The 15,550-nt window shown below is 69.2% G+C and carries 14 protein-coding genes; 4 read left to right on the top strand and 10 right to left on the bottom strand.

Annotation, left to right across the window (positions count from 1 at the left end; genetic code table 11):
• Positions 1 to 76 precede the first annotated feature (76 nt).
• The 4 genes from corA to tsaB form a co-directional block, all read right to left on the bottom strand.
• On the bottom strand, positions 77 to 1,063 hold the full coding sequence (corA, locus tag Cte04_RS16920) for a magnesium/cobalt transporter CorA (RefSeq protein ID WP_066480920.1): 987 nt from the start codon (positions 1,061 to 1,063) through the stop codon (positions 77 to 79).
• Positions 1,064 to 1,340: 277 nt separating this feature from the next.
• The gene (locus Cte04_RS16915) at positions 1,341 to 2,243 is read right to left on the bottom strand and encodes a uracil-DNA glycosylase family protein (RefSeq protein WP_066480918.1); all 903 of its coding nucleotides are present in this window, start codon (positions 2,241 to 2,243) and stop codon (positions 1,341 to 1,343) included.
• Positions 2,234 to 2,749: a ribosomal protein S18-alanine N-acetyltransferase gene (gene rimI / locus Cte04_RS16910; protein WP_083526712.1), complete on the bottom strand. Its 516-nt coding sequence runs from the start codon at positions 2,747 to 2,749 to the stop codon at positions 2,234 to 2,236. The genes Cte04_RS16915 and rimI overlap by 10 nt, the downstream gene beginning before the upstream one ends.
• Positions 2,746 to 3,453: a tRNA (adenosine(37)-N6)-threonylcarbamoyltransferase complex dimerization subunit type 1 TsaB gene (tsaB, locus tag Cte04_RS16905; protein WP_066480917.1), complete on the bottom strand. Its 708-nt coding sequence runs from the start codon at positions 3,451 to 3,453 to the stop codon at positions 2,746 to 2,748. Before tsaB ends, rimI begins: the two co-directional genes overlap by 4 nt.
• A gap of 242 nt (positions 3,454 to 3,695) precedes the next feature.
• On the opposite strand from tsaB, the gene dacB reads away from it, so the two are divergent.
• From dacB to Cte04_RS16890, 3 genes are all read left to right on the top strand, one after another.
• Positions 3,696 to 5,159, top strand: coding sequence for a D-alanyl-D-alanine carboxypeptidase/D-alanyl-D-alanine endopeptidase (dacB, locus tag Cte04_RS16900; RefSeq protein WP_066481032.1), 1,464 nt, complete (start codon positions 3,696 to 3,698; stop codon positions 5,157 to 5,159).
• A gap of 252 nt (positions 5,160 to 5,411) precedes the next feature.
• The gene (locus Cte04_RS16895; protein WP_066481031.1) at positions 5,412 to 6,590 is read left to right on the top strand and encodes an SGNH/GDSL hydrolase family protein; all 1,179 of its coding nucleotides are present in this window, start codon (positions 5,412 to 5,414) and stop codon (positions 6,588 to 6,590) included.
• A 29-nt stretch (positions 6,591 to 6,619) separates the two neighbouring features.
• Positions 6,620 to 7,291, top strand: a complete 672-nt coding sequence (locus tag Cte04_RS16890) for an OmpW/AlkL family protein (protein WP_066480916.1) — start codon at positions 6,620 to 6,622, stop codon at positions 7,289 to 7,291.
• A gap of 184 nt (positions 7,292 to 7,475) precedes the next feature.
• Here Cte04_RS16890 and Cte04_RS16885 read toward each other — a convergent pair whose 3' ends face one another.
• Positions 7,476 to 9,020, bottom strand: coding sequence for a CoA-acylating methylmalonate-semialdehyde dehydrogenase (locus tag Cte04_RS16885; protein WP_066480915.1), 1,545 nt, complete (start codon positions 9,018 to 9,020; stop codon positions 7,476 to 7,478).
• A 98-nt stretch (positions 9,021 to 9,118) separates the two neighbouring features.
• Between Cte04_RS16885 and Cte04_RS16880 the strand changes: the two genes are divergently transcribed.
• Positions 9,119 to 10,102 (top strand): LysR family transcriptional regulator, encoded by a 984-nt coding sequence (locus tag Cte04_RS16880; protein WP_174522942.1) that lies wholly within the window; start codon positions 9,119 to 9,121, stop codon positions 10,100 to 10,102.
• A 16-nt stretch (positions 10,103 to 10,118) separates the two neighbouring features.
• On the opposite strand, the gene Cte04_RS16875 is transcribed toward Cte04_RS16880, so the two are convergent.
• The 5 genes from Cte04_RS16875 to Cte04_RS16855 form a co-directional block, all read right to left on the bottom strand.
• The gene (locus Cte04_RS16875; protein ID WP_066480914.1) at positions 10,119 to 11,117 is read right to left on the bottom strand and encodes an L-threonylcarbamoyladenylate synthase; all 999 of its coding nucleotides are present in this window, start codon (positions 11,115 to 11,117) and stop codon (positions 10,119 to 10,121) included.
• Positions 11,118 to 11,128: 11 nt separating this feature from the next.
• Positions 11,129 to 12,301 carry a 5-(carboxyamino)imidazole ribonucleotide synthase gene (locus Cte04_RS16870; RefSeq protein WP_066480913.1) on the bottom strand — a complete coding sequence of 391 codons (1,173 nt, stop codon included), beginning with the start codon at positions 12,299 to 12,301 and terminating at the stop codon, positions 11,129 to 11,131.
• Positions 12,298 to 12,792, bottom strand: a complete 495-nt coding sequence (purE, locus tag Cte04_RS16865) for a 5-(carboxyamino)imidazole ribonucleotide mutase (RefSeq protein WP_066480911.1) — start codon at positions 12,790 to 12,792, stop codon at positions 12,298 to 12,300. Before purE ends, Cte04_RS16870 begins: the two co-directional genes overlap by 4 nt.
• A 105-nt stretch (positions 12,793 to 12,897) precedes the next feature.
• Positions 12,898 to 14,268, bottom strand: a complete 1,371-nt coding sequence (locus tag Cte04_RS16860) for a hypothetical protein (protein ID WP_066480909.1) — start codon at positions 14,266 to 14,268, stop codon at positions 12,898 to 12,900.
• A complete protein-coding gene (locus Cte04_RS16855; protein ID WP_083526711.1) occupies positions 14,265 to 15,287 on the bottom strand; it encodes an ABC transporter ATP-binding protein in 1,023 nt (340 codons plus the stop codon). Before Cte04_RS16855 ends, Cte04_RS16860 begins: the two co-directional genes overlap by 4 nt.
• Positions 15,288 to 15,550 lie beyond the last annotated feature (263 nt).

The following is a 15,550-nucleotide window of genomic DNA, read 5'->3' as shown; positions in this document are numbered from 1 at the left end:
ACGCGCATGAATCCCCGGGGAGTGGGCGCAGTGCGTGCCTGCCGGTAGGAGCAGGCCGATGCGCCGTACCGGCCTCCTACTTGAGCCAGCCGCGCTTCCTGAAGTACAGCATGGGGCCCACGGCGCTGGCGATCATCAGCAGCACCACATAGCCGTAGCCGAATTCCCATTCCAGCTCGGGCATGAACTTGAAGTTCATGCCGTAGACGCTGGCGATCAGCGTGGGCGGCAGCAGCGCCACGCTGGCCACCGAGAAGATCTTGATGATCTTGTTCTGGTTGATGTTGATGAAGCCGACCGTGGCGTCCATCAGGAAGTTGATCTTGTCGAACAGGAAGGCCGTGTGGCTGTCCAGCGACTCGATGTCGCGCAGGATCTGGCGCGCTTCCTCGAACTGCTCGGCGTTGAGCATCTTGGAGCGCATCATGAAGCTCACGGCGCGGCGCGTGTCCATGACGTTGCGGCGGATGCGGCCGTTCAGGTCTTCCTGGCGCGCGATGGCGCCCAGCACGTCGCGCGCCACGTCGTCGGTCACGTCGCCCGACAGCACCATCTTGCTGGCCTTCTCGAGGTCGTCGTAGATGCGCTCCAGCGTGTCGGCCGAGTATTCGGCATCGGCGTCGAAGAGCTTGAGCAGCACGTCCTTGGCCTCGTCGATGAGGCCTGGCGCGCGGCGCGCGCGCATGCGCAGCAGCCGGAACACGGGCACGTCCTCGTCGTGGATGGAGAACAGCACGCCGCAGCTGCGCAGGTTCTGGTTGTGCTCGTTGAGGATGAAGGCCACGCGCACCGAGCGCGAGTCCTCGACATCGTCGATCAGAAAGTCGCTGCGGATGTGCAACTCGCCGTTGTCTTCCTCGTAGAAGCGGGCCGACTCCTCGATGTCGTCGTCCATGGCGTCCTCGGGAATCGACAGCTCGTAGTGCTGCTTGATCCAGCGCTTTTCCTCGGGCGTGGGCGATTCCAGGTCCACCCAGATGGGACGAAAGCGCGACAGGTCTTCAAGGGACTCGATTTCTTCCTGGACAAGGCGGCCGTTGGCCAGCGTAAAGATGTTGAGCATCAGCTCACTCCCGGTGTGTTCTCAAGGCTTTTGGCGGTGATGGGGTGCGCTTTCAACCCCGCTAGTCCTGTCGGCCGGGAGTTGAAAGCTACCAACTGGGGTAGGGTTCCACGGTTTTCTTTCGCTGAATATGCGTCCCGGGCCAAGGGCTGGGGACGAGTGACGGTTGGCTGTCTGAAAGCTGGCAATTATGCAACGTTGCACTGCATCAAACGGCCAGCGGCACCGATGGGGTAGTGCAGGCCGGGGAATTGTTCCGTTCCGAGCGTGCCAGGCGTCACACGGCCTGGGTGAACGCCAGGGCGTGGCACAGATCGGCCCAGGCGCCGGCCTTGGCCTGGGGTGCGCGCAGCAGGTAGTTCGGGTCGTAGGTCACCACCGTGGGCACGCCGGCAATGCGGTGCGGCTCGGCGCGCAGGCGGCCCAGGGCCTCGTGCCGGCCCAGCACGGCGCGCGCGCTGGCCAGGCCCAGCACCAGCACGCAGTCGGGCCGCAGTTCGTGCAGCAATGCCTCGAGCGCGGGCTGCAGGGGCTCGGCCGGCTGGGCGGCATCGGCCGGGGCGCGGTGCAGTGCGGCACTGAAGACACGCGGATGCTTTTGCAGCTGCAGCGCGCGCAGCATGTTGTCCAGCAGCCTGGCCGCATCGCCTTCGAGTGCGGTTTGGGCGCAGCCGGGGCCGGGCTTTTGCGCCGGGCTCAGCGGCAGCGGATTGGCCGGCGGCTCCAGCAGGATCAGCCAGCCACCCTGCGCCGGCATCGGCTCGCTGCCTCCGGCATCGGGATAGACCTTCTGCGGCCGGCCCAGGCGCCAGCCCACGCCGGGTTCGCCGGCCGGGCCGGCGGCGGGATGCTGCACATAGCTGCGGGGCGCGCGCGCGGCGCTGTCCTGGCGGACGGCGGAAGGGGCGGGATCCGGAGCCGGAACGGGAGCCGGTGCAGGGGCACGCTGCTGCATGGCGGGCGCGGAGGGCACCGGGGCCGCGGGTGCCTCGACGGGCGGCTCGGGAATCCCGGGCGCCCGCGCCACGGCTTCGCGCAACGGGGCGGGCGCAGCGCTGGCCACGGGCGTTTCGGGGGCTTGGGGCACGTCCGGCGCAGGCATTGGGGGGGCGGGCAGCCAGACGGTGATGCCCATGGCTTCCAGCATGGCCCGCTGGCGGGCATCCAGGTTCAGGACCATAGTTTCAGGCTCATCAGCACCGCGTGCTCACGCGGTCCTTCGGGTGTGGGGTAGTAGTTCTTGCGCTGGCCCACTTCGGCAAAGCCGTGCCGGGCATAGATTTCGCGGGCACGGGCATTGCTTTCGCGCACTTCCAGCCAGATCCACTGCGCATTTTTCTGCCGCGCCGACAGCGACAGCGCATCGAGCAGCACGCGGGCCCAGCCCTGGCGCTGGAACGCGGGGTTGACGGTGATGTTGAGCAGATGCACCTCGTCCAGCACCGTCATGGCCACGAAATAGCCGAGCAGTTCGTGGTGCTGGTTGACCAGCAGCTGCGCCTCGTAGCCGGCGGCCATGGCGTCCTGGAAGTTGCCGCGCGACCAGGGATGGGTATAGGCCTGGGCCTCGATGGGCAGCAGCGTGTCCAGCCACAGCGCGCTCAGCGGCTCGAAATGCACCAGGGCCTCGGGCTCTGCGGCACGATCGGGCAAGTCGGAGCGGGAATGGCTGGCGCTGGAATTCATGGCGTGGCGGGTGGCTGTGCGGCACGGGCGGCTTCGCGCTCGGCCGTGGTCTGCGCCACTTTATCGCGGATATAGCGCGGCAGGGCCTGATCGGCGGGCACGGCCCTGCCGGCGGCCAGCAGCGCGGGAGCCAGGCGCAGCAGGGCGGTGGCCGTGGGCATGGCCGCCACATGGCGTGCCTGCGGCGCCAGCTGCTCGCCATAGACTGCCCGGGCATTGCCTGCGACCGTGCTGCCGGCAGGCAGCTGCAGCGCGCCGGGCGCGCACAGGCCGAAGTCCTCGCCGAAATCCTCGGGGCCCTGCCAGCGGCCGTCGGACCAGGCAAAGCGCGCGTGGTAGACCTCGTGCATGCGCGCATCCAGCACGGCCACCAGCTCGGTGCAGCCGTGCAGCGCGCGGGCTTCCTCGGCCACGGCCAGCAGCGTGTCCACGGGCAGCACCGGCACCCGGGCCGCGAATGCCAGGCCCTGGGTAATGGAGCAGGCCGTGCGCAGGCCGGTGAACGAGCCCGGGCCGCGGCCGAAGACGATGGCATCCAGCTCCTTGAACTGCAGGCCGGCATCGGCCATCAGGGTGCGGATGGCGGGCAGCAGCCGGGCCGAGGACTGTGCCGCACCCGGGCCGCTGTGCTGCCAGATGGCATCGCCGCGCTGCACGGCGACGAAGAAGGTGTCGGTACTGGTGTCCAGGGCAAGAAGATTCATGGCGGAGCCGCGCAAGGGAACGGAAACACGACTGACGCAAATCAGGATCAGGCAGGCGCTTGGCTTCAAGGAAGCCGTCCTGGCGCATCCTCGCTTGCGGAAGTCCTAGGGAAAAATGCTGGCAGGTGGCGCCGCAGCAGGCTGCCTATTATCGGCCGGCTGCCGCAGCCTTGCCCGGCGGGCCGGCAATGCCCGCAGGTGCGGCGTCCGGCGTGGCGACGCCCGGCGTAGACTCGCTGCCCATGTCATTGATCTCGTCCTGGATTTCCCCTCTCGCGGCCGCGCTGCTGGCCGCCGTCGCCCTGCCGGCCGCACAGGCGCAGGCACCGTCCCCGATGGGCGCCACCGCCCAGGCCGTTGCCGATACCCGCCTGCCCGCCAGCGTGGATGCGGCCCTGGCCCGTGCCAGGATACCGCGCGACGCGGTCTCGCTGCTGGTCCTGGACGTGGACGGCAAGAGCGCGCCGCGCCTGGCCTGGCGCACGCAGGTGCCCATGAATCCGGCCTCGGTCATGAAGCTGGTCACCACCTACGCGGCCCTGGACCAGCTGGGTCCGGCCTATGTCTGGCGCACGCCCGTGTATTTCGGCGGGCCCGTGGCCGACGGCGCGCTGCGCGGCAATCTCTACATCCAGGGCCAGGGGGACCCCAAGCTGGTGCTGGAGCGCCTGTGGCTGATGCTGCGCCGCCTGCAGGGCATGGGCGTCAAGGTCATCGTGGGCGATATCGTGCTGGACCGCTCGGCCTTCCAGCTGCCTGCGCATGATGCGGCCAGCTTCGACAACGAGCCCTGGCGGCCCTACAACGCCGCGCCCGATGCGCTGCTGGTCAACTACAAGGCCGTGGGCCTGGGTTTTGCTCCCGATATAGGAGCGGGTGTCGCTCGCATCCAATACGATCCGCCGATGTCGGGCATGGAAACTCAGGCCACGGTGCCGCTGGCTGCTATGAATTCAGATTGCGGCGACTGGCGCAGCAAGCTGCAGCTGGACATGAGCGACCCGCAGCGCATCGCCTTCCAGGGCCAGTACGCGGCCCAGTGCGGAGAGAAAAGCTGGTCCGTGGCGCCTGCCCAGCCCGAGCTGTTCGCGGCCCGCGCCATCGAAGGCATGTGGCGCGAACTCGGCGGCAAGCTCACCGGCAGCGTGCACGACGGCAGGGTGCCTGCGGGCCTGCAGCCCGCGCTGCAGATCGAGTCGCCGTCGCTGGCCGAAGTGGTGCGCGACGTGAACAAGTACAGCAACAACATCATGGCCCAGCAGGTATTCCTGACGCTGGGCATGCAGCGCACCGGCGTGGCCAGCTTCGAGGCCTCGCGCCAGGTGCTGGCGCAGTGGTGGCAGGCGCGGTTCGGCAGCGACCAGCCCGCCGTGGACAACGGCGCGGGCTTGAGCCGCAATGCCTGGGTGACGGCCGGCGGCCTGGGCCGGATGCTGCAGCAGGCCTGGAATTCGCCCGTCATGCCCGAGTTCGTGGCCTCCATGCCCATCGTCGGCGTGGACGGCACGCTGCGCCGCAGCCAGAGCCGCCATGCGGGCGCGGCCCACCTCAAGACCGGCACGCTGCGCGACGCCTCGGCGCTGGCCGGTTATGTGGATGGCGCCAGCGGCCGCCGCTACGTGCTGGTGGCCATGGCCAACCACCCCAATGCCGGCGCCGCGCGCCAGGCCTGGGAGGCCCTGATCGACTGGGTCGGCGCGCAGTAGCGCGCCCGGGCTGCTTGTCTATGCCAAGCGCTCCTGAAACTGGCGCACTCTAAGCGCGGGACGGCCAGCAAGGGCCGCCCCGCAGCAAAGGCCGTCGTCCCCCTTGAGGGGGAAGCCGCGCAGCGGCTCAGGGGGTGTTTCATCCTCCGCTATCGGTAATTGCCCGGTATGGCGCCAAGGTGACTATCGCTAGGATGACGTTCTGAAAAAAAGCACGCCCGTGCTATTCATAACGTGATGGAGGTCATCATCTTGGCAAACCAATTCAAACTCCTGGCCGCCGCTTTGGCGACCGCCGGCCTGCTGGCCGCCTGCGGCGGTGGCGGCGGCGCCGACACCACTCCCAAGGCCAAGGTGACTTCGGTCAAGGTCATGGGCGACAGCCTGTCGGACAGCGGCACCTTCGGCTTCAAGTTCACGGTGCAGGGATCGGCGCCCACCGGCGCGGGCTCCACCATGATCTGGCCCGAGCGCATTGCCGACCAGTACAGCCAGAGCCTGTGCGCCCATTACCGTGCGGGCGACGAGAACCTGACCTCCTACCAGGAAGTTGCCAGCTGCACCAACTATGCGGTGGGCGGCGGCCGCGTGAATCCGCTGGGGGCACCCGCCACATCGCCGCTGTCGGTGCTGGTGCAGATCCAGGCCGCCTCCAAGGCCGGTTTCAGCGCGGATGACCTGGTGATCATCGACGGCGGCGCCAACGACGCGGCCGACGTGATCGGAGCCCTGATTGCCGCCGCCAAGGGCAATTCGCAGCCGCTGAATGCCATGGTGGCCTGGCTGGAGTCCAAGGCGCCGGGCACGTTCGCAGCCCTGATGACCCAGGCCGGCGGCGATGCCTCCAAGTTTGCCGGCCTGGCTGCAGGCGCCTATCTGCAGACCCTGGCCAAGGCCCTGGCCGGCTCCATTGCGCAGAATGTGGTCGCCAAGGGCGCCACGCGCGTGGCGGTGCTCAATGTGCCGGCCATCACCAAGACGCCGCGCTTCCAGATGGTCCTGGCCAGCATTGCCCAGGCCGCCGGTGGCGGAGACCAGGGCGCTGCCGTGGCCGCCAAGCAGGAAGCCTCGTTCGACGCGCTGGTACAGGCCTTCAATGCGCAGCTGGCCGCCAGCCTGGCCGGCCAGTCGCAGGTGGCCGTGGTCGACTTCTACACCGAGTTCAAGAACCAGATCAGCAATCCCGCCCAGTACGACTTCGACAACGTGAAGGATCCGGTGTGTCCGGTCACCGGCGTGGACGGCAGCGGCCTGCCCACCTATACCTTCCCGACCTGCACGGCCGCCGCCCTGAGCGCCACGCCCGGCAAGACCAGCCCCGACTGGTGGCAGCACCATGTGTTTGCCGACAGCTTCCACCCCACGCCCTACGGCCATCAGCAGATGAGCCAGCTGGTATCGCGCGCCCTGGCCCAGAAGGGCTGGCTGTAATCCGTTCCGCGAAAGACAAGGAGACAAACATGAAGAAGTTTTTGCGGATCGCCGCCGGGGCCGCGGCCCTGACCGCCTGCGGCCTGGCGGGTGCGCAATCGGCGGGCACCTGGTCGGCGCGCATCGGCGCCACCCATCTGTCGCCCGACGTATCGAGCGGCAATCTGTCGGCGCCGTCGTTTCCCAACACCAAGGTGGATGCCAAGAGCGATACCCAGCTGACCGGTGGCCTCACCTACATGGTGACCGACAACTTCGCGCTGGACGTGCCGCTCGGCCTGCCGTTCAAGAATGACCTGGTGGGCGACGGCGCGCTGGCCGGCGTGGGCAAGCTGGGCAGCACCAAGGTGCTCGCGGCCACGGTGTTCGCCCAGTACCGCTTCAACGCGGCCAATGCCGCCTTCCGCCCCTACGTGGGCCTGGGCGTGACCTATGCCTGGTTCTTCGACGAGAAGACCACGGCCACGCTCAACGGCCTGTCCGGCGGCACGCAGGCCAACCCGACCACGGCCAAGCTGGACAACAAGTTCGGCATCACGCCGCAGATCGGCTTTGTCTACAACCTGAACGACCGCTGGTTCATCGATGCGGCCTACTACAAGAGCTTCCTGAAGAGCACCATCCACCTGTCGACGGGCCAGAGCATCAAGGTCAAGTTCAACCCCGATGTCTTCGCCATCGGTATCGGCTACCGGTTCTGATGCCGCAAGGCCGATAAAAAAAAGTCCGGGCCTGACCCGGACTTTTTTTTAGGGGTGGCCGCTCCGGCAGCGGGCAGGCTTTCAAGCTGCCGTGTTCCACGGCCCGAGGTACCGGTCAGGGGGGGGCGTCCGGCGGTGAAGGCGTCTGCTCTCCACGGAAGATACCGCGCGGCGGCCCAGGGGATTACTTTGCCGTCGGCATCGCGAATTCCGCGCCCTTGGGCGTGCTCTCGGGCCAGCGCTGCATGATGCTCTTCTGGCGTGTGTAGAAGCGCACGCCTTCCTCGCCGTAGGCGTGCATGTCGCCGAACAGGCTGCGCTTCCAGCCGCCGAAGCCCTGCCAGGCCATGGGCACGGGAATCGGCACGTTGATGCCCACCATGCCGACCTGAATGCGGCGGCCGAACTCGCGGGCCACGTGGCCGTCGCGCGTGAAGCAGGCCACGCCGTTGCCGAACTCGTGGCGGTTGACCAGCTCGACGGCCTCGGCGAAGTCCTTGGCGCGCACGATGGCCAGCACCGGGCCGAAGATCTCTTCCTTGTAGATGCGCATCTCGGGCGTCACATGGTCGAACAGCGTGCCGCCCAGCCAGAAGCCGTCCGAGGTGTCGGTGCCCGTGCCGGCGCCCGCCGCGCGGGCGTCAAAGCCCCGGCCGTCCACCAGCAGCTGCGCGCCCTCCTGCACGCCCAGCGCGATGTAGCTGCAGATGCGCTCATGCGCGGCGCGCGTCACGATGGGGCCCATCTCGGCGGCCAGGTCCTCGCCGTCCAGCACCTTGAGCGTCCGGGCGCGCTCGACGAGGCGCGGCACCAACTGGTCGGCCGCATCGCCCACCAGCACGGCCACGCTGATGGCCATGCAGCGTTCGCCGGCCGAGCCGTAGCCCGCGCCGATCAGCGCGTCCACGGCCTGCTCCATGTCGGCGTCGGGCATGACCACCATGTGGTTCTTGGCACCGCCCAGGGCCTGCACGCGCTTGCCGTGGCGCGCACCAGCCTCGTAGATGTGGTTGGCGATGGGCGTGGAGCCCACGAAGCTCACGGCCTGCACGGCGGGGTGTTCGAGCAGCGCGTCCACGGCCTCCTTGTCGCCCTGGACCACGTTGAACACGCCGTCGGGCAGGCCGGCCTGCCGGAGCAGATCGGCAATCATCAGCGAGGGCGTAGGGTCGATGGGGCTGGGCTTGAGCACGAAGGTATTGCCCGCGGCAATGGCCACGGGGAACATCCAGCAAGGCACCATGACGGGGAAGTTGAACGGCGTGATGCCGGCCACCACGCCCAGGGGCTGGCGCAGCGTCCAGTTGTCGATACCGGTGGAGACCTGGTCCGTGAAGTCGCCCTTGAGCAGCTGCGGAATGCCGCAGGCGAACTCCACGATCTCGATGCCGCGCGTGACCTCGCCCTGGGCATCGGTAAAGACCTTGCCGTGCTCGGCCGTGATGGCGTGGGCCAGCGCATCCTTGTGCTGGTTGAGCAGCTCCAGGAAGTGGAACAGTACGCGGGCGCGGCGAATGGGCGGCGTGTCGGCCCACTTGGGAAAGGCGGCCTGGGCCGCAGCCACGGCGGCGTCCACATCGGTACGCGCGGCCAGGGCCACGCGGCCCGTGACGCGGCCCGTGGCCGGATTGGTCACGTCTTGCGTGTGGCCGCCGGCGCCTTCGGTGCGCTGGCCGTTGATGAAGTGGACGATGGGAGTCGGTGCGGATTGGGGTGTGTTGGTGCTCATGAAGGCCAGTCTAGAAAGCCTGGGCGGGCTTGCCTAGATAGGCTGGCTTGAATTGATTGTTCATTGTGGTGAACAATCCATGTATGGAAAGCAAAAATATGAACGCGCAGCTGGGCGGACCGGGGCCGGTGGCGGGGACGGGCATCGGCATGGGCGCCGAGGCGCTGTGGAGCCATCTGCACTGGCTGGTGGTGTTGTCGCAGCAAGGCAGCTTCACGGCGGCGGCGGCGCGGCTGGGTGTGAGCAAGGCGGCGATGAGCCAGCGCATTGCCGAGCTGGAGCGCGCCGCCGGCGTGGCCCTGGTGCGGCGCACCACGCGCAGCGTGCGCCTGACCGAGGCCGGCGAGCGGTTGGTGGACCATACGCGCGGCGCCTTCGAGCACATCGCCCACGGCTTTGCCAGCGTCAAGGACCTGGCGGCCGAGCCGCGCGGGCTGCTGCGCGTGACGGCGCCCGTGGCCTTCACGCGCCAGCAGCTCATGCCGCGGCTGCCGCGCTTCGTGCGCGCCTATCCCGAGATCCGGCTGGAACTGGACCTGTCCGACCGCATGCGCTCGCTGGCGCTGGAAGGGTTTGATCTGGCCGTGCGCCATGTCTCGGCGCCGCCCGAAACCCATGTGGCCTGGGCGCTGGCGCCCACGCGCGCGCTGCTCGTGGCCAGCCGCGACTATCTGGCCGCGCATGGAGCGCCAGCCACGCCGCAGGCCCTGGTGGGGCACAACTGCCTGCACTATCCGCGCAGCCAGGGCCAGCCGGCCTGGCATTTCGTGCGGCGGAAGAGGGGTGGAAAAGAGGGCGAGCGCATCGTCGTGCCTGTAGCGGGCGGTTTTGCCGCCAACAACAGCGAGATGCTGCGCGATGCGGCGCTGGCGGGCCTGGGCATTGCGCTGGTGCCCGATTTCAGTGCCCAGTCGGGGCTGGCCTCGGGCCAGCTGCAGCAGGTGCTGACGGACTGGAAATCGGTGGATGCCTTCGGCGAACAGCTGTTCGCCATCCGCCCCTACGCCAGCCACGTGCCGCGCGCCGTGGCGGTGTTCGTGGAGTTTCTGCGCGAGTCCTTTGCCAAAGGCTTCGGGCCCTGACCCAGGGCCCCGGCGCTCAGCCCGCCGCCGCCGCGCGCTGCAGGCGGTCGCGCACGCCTTCCCAGTCCGCCGTGTCGGGCGGGGTTTCGATCCAGATCAGGCGGGCGCCGATCTCGTCGAAGTCGCGCAGCGTGCCGAACAATTCTCGGGCGGCGTCCAGGGCCTGCGCCGGCATGGCGCGCAGGGTGATGCCCTGGGCCGTCGAGCGCAGCGGGCTGCGGTGGTAGACGGCGATGTGCCGGCCTTCCGAGCCCAGGATGTCCAGCGCCGACTGCAGCTGCCGGGCGTCCATGAGCCGCACCTTGGCATTGGGCGCATAGTGGGCCAAAAGCGTGCCGGAGGCCCGTGGCGTATGCGCGGGCAGCTCTTCCTTGGAGAGCGGGCGCAGGCCGCAGGCGCGCTCGATGTCGTCGCGCGTGACGGCGCCGGGGCGCAGCAGCACGGGCACGCCGCGCGTGCAGTCCACGATGGTGGATTCGATGCCCACCTCGCAGGCGCCGCCGTCCAGCACCAGCAGCGCATCGCCGAACTCATCGGCCACATGGCGGGCCGTGGTGGGGCTGACGCGGCCGAACTTGTTGGCGCTGGGCGCGGACACGCCCCAGACCGGCGGTTCCAGCCGCTGGCAGGCCGCGAGCACGGCACGGGCCACGGGATGCGAAGGGCAGCGCAGGCCCACGCTGTCCTGGCCGCCCGTCGAAGCCCTGGCTGCATGGGGCAGGCGCGGCAGGATGAGGGTGAGCGGGCCGGGCCAGAAGGCGTCGATCAGCTGCTGGGCGAAGACCGGCACCTCCTTGGCATAGCGCGTGATGGCCGCGCTGTCGGCCACGTGCACGATCAATGGATGGTTGGCCGGGCGCCCCTTGGCCGCGAAGATCTGCGCCACGGCGGCATCGTTGTCGCTGTCGGCCGCCAGGCCGTACACCGTCTCGGTGGGCAGGCCCAGAAGTTCGCCGCGCTGCAGGGCCCGCGCCGCGGCCTGCACCGAGGCGTCCAGGTTTCCATCCAGTATCACGTTGCAGCCTCTCAGAACGGCGCGATGCCGAGGATTTCTGCCGCCTTCAGCGCCGTCGCGCGCACGACTTCCGGCGTGGCCGCCGTGATGTTCAGGTGGCCCATCTTGCGGCCGCGCTTGGCATCGGCCTTGCCGTACAGATGCAGGTGGCAGCCGGGAAGCTGCAGCACCTTGTCCCAGGCCGGCGTCGCCGGCGTATCGCCGCCCTGCCTGAACCACAGATCGCCCAGCAGATTGAGCATGATGGAGGGGCTGTGCTGGCGCGGCTGGGTCAGCGGCAGGCCGGTCATGCAGCGCACCTGCAGCTCGAACTGCGAGACATCGCAGGCGTTCTGGCTGTAGTGGCCGCTGTTGTGCGGGCGCGGGGCGATCTCGTTGACGACCAGCTTGCCGTCCTGCAGCACGAAGAACTCCACGCACAGCACGCCCACGTAGTCCAGGCCGTCGGCTACGGATTTCGCAGCTGCCAGCGCTTGCTCTGCCTGGGCTGCGGGCAGGTTGCCTGCATAGACCTCGGTCACGGCCAGAATGCCCTCGCGGTGCAGATTGCGCTGCACGGGCAGGTTGACGATGTCGCCGTTGCGGCCGCGGGCCACGATGACCGAGCATTCGTGCGCCAGCGGCAGCATCTTCTCCAGCACGCAGGCCACGCGGCCCAGCTGCTCCCAGGCGGCGGCGAGCTCGGCGCGCGTCTTCACGCGCACCTGGCCCTTGCCGTCGTAGCCCATGCGGGCGGTCTTGAGGATGCCCGGCAGCAGCGCATCGTTGACGGCGGCCAGCTGCTCGGGCGTGGCTATCACGGCGTAGGGCGCGCAGGGCACGCCGCACTTCACGAAGTGCGCCTTCTCGGCGGCGCGGTCCTGGGCGATGGCCACGGCGGAACCGGCGGGCGAGACGGGCAGGCTCGTCGCCAGCTGGTTCAGTGCGCCGGCGGGCACGTTCTCGAATTCGGTGGTCACGGCCGCGCAGAGCCTGGCCAGCTCGGCCAGGCCTTGCGGGTCTTCATAGCCGGTGCGGATGTGGTGGTGGCTGACCAGGCCGGCGGGGCTGGTTGCGTCCTGGTCCAGCACGGCCGTGAAGTAGCCCATGGCCTGGGCGGCATGCACGAACATGCGGCCCAGCTGTCCGCCGCCGAGCACGCCGAGCGTCGCACCCGGCAGGATCACGTCGGTGTCTTTGCTCATGCGTTCACCGGCAGCGTCATGTTGCGGGCGGCTTCGGTCTGCTCGGCGCGGAAGGCTTCGAGCTTCTTGCGCAGCCCGGCATCCTCGTTGGCCAGCAGGGCCACGGCGAACAGGGCCGCATTGGCTGCGCCGGCATTGCCGATGGCGAAGGTCGCCACGGGCACGCCCTTGGGCATCTGCACGATGGAGTGCAGCGAGTCCACGCCCTGCAGGTGGCGGCTGGCCACGGGCACGCCCAGCACGGGCACGGTGGTCTTGGCGGCAATCATGCCGGGCAGGTGGGCGGCACCGCCGGCACCGGCGATGATGGCCTTGAGGCCCCGGTCGGCGGCGGCTTCGGCAAAGCGGAACATATCGTCCGGCATGCGGTGGGCGGAGACCACCTGGGCCTCGAAGGCGATACCGAATTGCTGGAGGATGGCAACTGCGTGCTGCATGGTGTCCCAGTCGCTGCTGGAACCCATGACCACGCCAACTTGGATGGGGTTCATGTCGTGTGGGGCGCCTGCCGCCCGGCCTAGTGGAACCCCCGATTTTACTTTTTTGGCATGCGTCCGGGCGGCCACGGGTTTGATCGGGCTGCCCGGGCCGGCCGTTCAGCCGTTCTCGTGCGCAAAGCCCAGCACCCGCTCGCGGAAGATCCATGCCGCCCAGCCCGCGGCCAGCAGCAGCTGCAGGCCCAGCGAAACCCAGGCCGTGGCATCGCGGATGGCCGGTATCCCGGAGTCGCCGAACATCAGCGCCATGGCGGGCTGCACGGCGGCCGCGCCCCCCGGGCCGGCCAGGCCCAGCGCCAGCAGCGGCAGCACGATGTTGATGACGACCCAGGCCATGCAGAAGGCCGCCAGCGGCGAGCGCAGCCGGCCGGCCAGCAGGGCAAAGCCGGTCAGGATCAGGCCGTCGCGCAGCAGCTGCAGGCAGGCCAGCAGCGCCACCATGCCGGCGCCGTGGCCGGCCTCGTGGGCGTCCGGCTGGAACGGCAGCAGGAGGGATGCGGCCAGGGCCAGCAGCCAGCTCACGGGCCACAGCGGCAGCGCCTGCAGCATTTCGCGCCAGCGGCCGCGGCTGGCCGACCACTGCACCTGGCGCCAGCTGCGCAGGTGGCTGTGCACATGCTGCAGGGCTGCATAGGCCGTGGCGGCCAGGGCGATCCAGGCCGTGGCCTTCCAGAGCGCGGGCAGTCCGGCATCGAGCGTGCCGGCCACGAAGAAGCCGCTGGCGGCCAGCCCCAGCGGCCAGGCCCAGGGCAGGGTGCGCACGTCCAGCCGTGCGCACAGCTGGCGCCACAGCGTCAACAGGCCCAGCGCCAGCAGCAGCGCACCGAACAGATAGGCCATGCCCTTGCTGCCGATGTCGAGGCCCCACCAGAGCACGGCCCGCTCGCTGCCGTTGAGCAGGCTGCCGTAGATGCGGCCGAGATAGGGGCCGGGAATGAAGAACAGGAACAGCAGCGGCAGCAGCGCCGCGCGGCGGCGGTTGGCGGGAATCTCCCGCTGGCCCCAGCCGATGAGCACGGAATTCATGGCCCAGGCCTGCAGGCCCAGGCCCCACAGCACGGCCAGCGCCACCGAATGCAGCCCCAGCGCGGCCTGGCCGGCCCAGGTGGCCGAGACGAAGAGCACGGCCAGGGCGAACCACAGCGTGTACATCCAGGCCGGGACGGCCGAGCCCAGCAGCTTGCCCCAGGCCATCTGCCAGGGCGACAGGGCCGACAGGCGCTGCCAGTCCCAGGTGTTCTGGCCTGCCTCCTCCGCCAGGCTTCTGCCGGCCAGCACGCTGCCGTAGACGGCCGAGGCCATCCACAGGCCGGCCGTGGCCGTGACGCCCAGGTAGGAAGCACGTTCGCTGCCAGGGGCGAGCACCAGCGGCAGGGCCAGGACGAGGGCGCTTAGGCCCAGGCTCCAGGCCAGCAGCGAAGGGCTCCAGTTGAGCCAGAGCTGGCGCTGGAATTCGGGATTGCGCGTCATGCCTGCTCCTGTGCGTGGCTGGGGGCGGTTTGCGGTGCGCCATGGCCACCGCTGCTGCCTGCAGTACCTGCAGTACGCGCATAGCGGTCCTGCAGGCGCTCGCGCACCGGGGCCAGCCCGGCCACGGCCACGCCGGACTGCACCATGCGGGCCAGCCATTGCGCGCGCGCCGCGGGCGATGCCGGCAGCCACAGCAGGGTGGGGCGCATGCCGGTGGCATCCAGCTCCTGCACTTGTTCCTGCACCTGCACGCCGCTGTCCTGCAGCGCCTGGCGCAGCCGCGGCTCGGCGTCGGCGCCGGAAGGCGCGATCTCCAGCGCATACAGCGCCTGCGCGGAGGCGCTCGCCGAATCCACGGGCGCTGCGGCATGCAGGGCCTCGTGGCTTTCGATGCGGCCGCCGCGTATGGCCAGGATGTGCGTGCAGTATTCGTCGAGTTCGCTGAGGATGTGGCTGGAGACCACCAGCGTCATGCCCTGGGCCTGCAGCTGCCTGAACAGCTGCGAGAGGCTGCTGCGCGCCTCGGGGTCCAGGCCGCTGGCAGGCTCGTCCAGCAGCAGCACGCCAGGCTGGTGGACGATGGCCTGGCCTATGGCCACGCGCTGGCGCTGGCCGCGCGACAGTTCCGTCGGGTAGCGCTGCAGCAGCTCCGACAGGCCCAGCTGGGCCGCCACCTGCCGCACGCGGGCGTCGACCCGGTCCGCCGCCACGCCCATGGCCAAGGCGGAATACTGCAGGCAGCGTTCCACCCTCAGGCGGTCGTACAGGCCGTAGAAATCGGACAGGTAGCCCAGGTGGCGGTGCACCTCGCGCGGCTGCTCCTGCACCGCAATGCCCTGCACGCGGATCTGGCCCGACAGCGGCTGCTCCAGCCCCGCGATGCAGCGCATCAGCGTGGACTTGCCGGCCCCGTTGGGACCGACCAGCGCCGTGACGCTGCCCGCGGCGATGCGCAGGCTGACGCCGTCCAGCGCCCGGTGGCCCGGGTATTCGAATACCAGTTGTGAAATTTCGATCAAGTCGGCGCTCCTGGGCAGCCCATGGTGGCCGCAATATAGACCAGGGCCGGGCATGGGCTCGTCAGTCTGACTCCCGAAAAAGGAGCTGCTTGCGCCAGACGGTATTCGGTTTGAGCATTGATCGGTTCTGCAACGGCTTGAAAGGGGCGCTGACTGCTCTTATTTCGATTGCAGCCGGGGACTTGCCGATTTGCTGGAGAATCGCCCCATATGCGCCCTGCCGCTCCTGGATGGTCAGGCGGGCTTTCGACAATCATTGCGCG

This window comes from Comamonas terrae (assembly GCF_001544075.1).
GTDB classification, from domain to species: domain Bacteria; phylum Pseudomonadota; class Gammaproteobacteria; order Burkholderiales; family Burkholderiaceae_C; genus Comamonas; species Comamonas terrae.
The sequence above is the reverse complement of the archived record's forward strand: the minus strand, read 5'-3'. Positions and strand labels throughout refer to the sequence as shown.

Bases quoted from the DNA above. Each gene is read 5' to 3' on its own strand.
- corA (WP_066480920.1), bottom strand. From the start codon at position 1,063: ATGCTCAACATCTTTACGCTGGCCAACGGCCGCCTTGTCCAGGAAGAA.
- Cte04_RS16915 (WP_066480918.1), bottom strand. From the start codon at position 2,243: ATGGTCCTGAACCTGGATGCCCGCCAGCGGGCCATGCTGGAAGCCATG.
- rimI (WP_083526712.1), bottom strand. From the start codon at position 2,749: ATGAATTCCAGCGCCAGCCATTCCCGCTCCGACTTGCCCGATCGTGCC.
- tsaB (WP_066480917.1), bottom strand. From the start codon at position 3,453: ATGAATCTTCTTGCCCTGGACACCAGTACCGACACCTTCTTCGTCGCC.
- dacB (WP_066481032.1), top strand. From the start codon at position 3,696: ATGTCATTGATCTCGTCCTGGATTTCCCCTCTCGCGGCCGCGCTGCTG.
- Cte04_RS16890 (WP_066480916.1), top strand. From the start codon at position 6,620: ATGAAGAAGTTTTTGCGGATCGCCGCCGGGGCCGCGGCCCTGACCGCC.
- Cte04_RS16885 (WP_066480915.1), bottom strand. From the start codon at position 9,020: ATGAGCACCAACACACCCCAATCCGCACCGACTCCCATCGTCCACTTC.
- Cte04_RS16880 (WP_174522942.1), top strand. From the start codon at position 9,119: ATGAACGCGCAGCTGGGCGGACCGGGGCCGGTGGCGGGGACGGGCATC.
- Cte04_RS16870 (WP_066480913.1), bottom strand. From the start codon at position 12,301: ATGAGCAAAGACACCGACGTGATCCTGCCGGGTGCGACGCTCGGCGTG.
- purE (WP_066480911.1), bottom strand. From the start codon at position 12,792: ATGAACCCCATCCAAGTTGGCGTGGTCATGGGTTCCAGCAGCGACTGG.
- Cte04_RS16860 (WP_066480909.1), bottom strand. From the start codon at position 14,268: ATGACGCGCAATCCCGAATTCCAGCGCCAGCTCTGGCTCAACTGGAGC.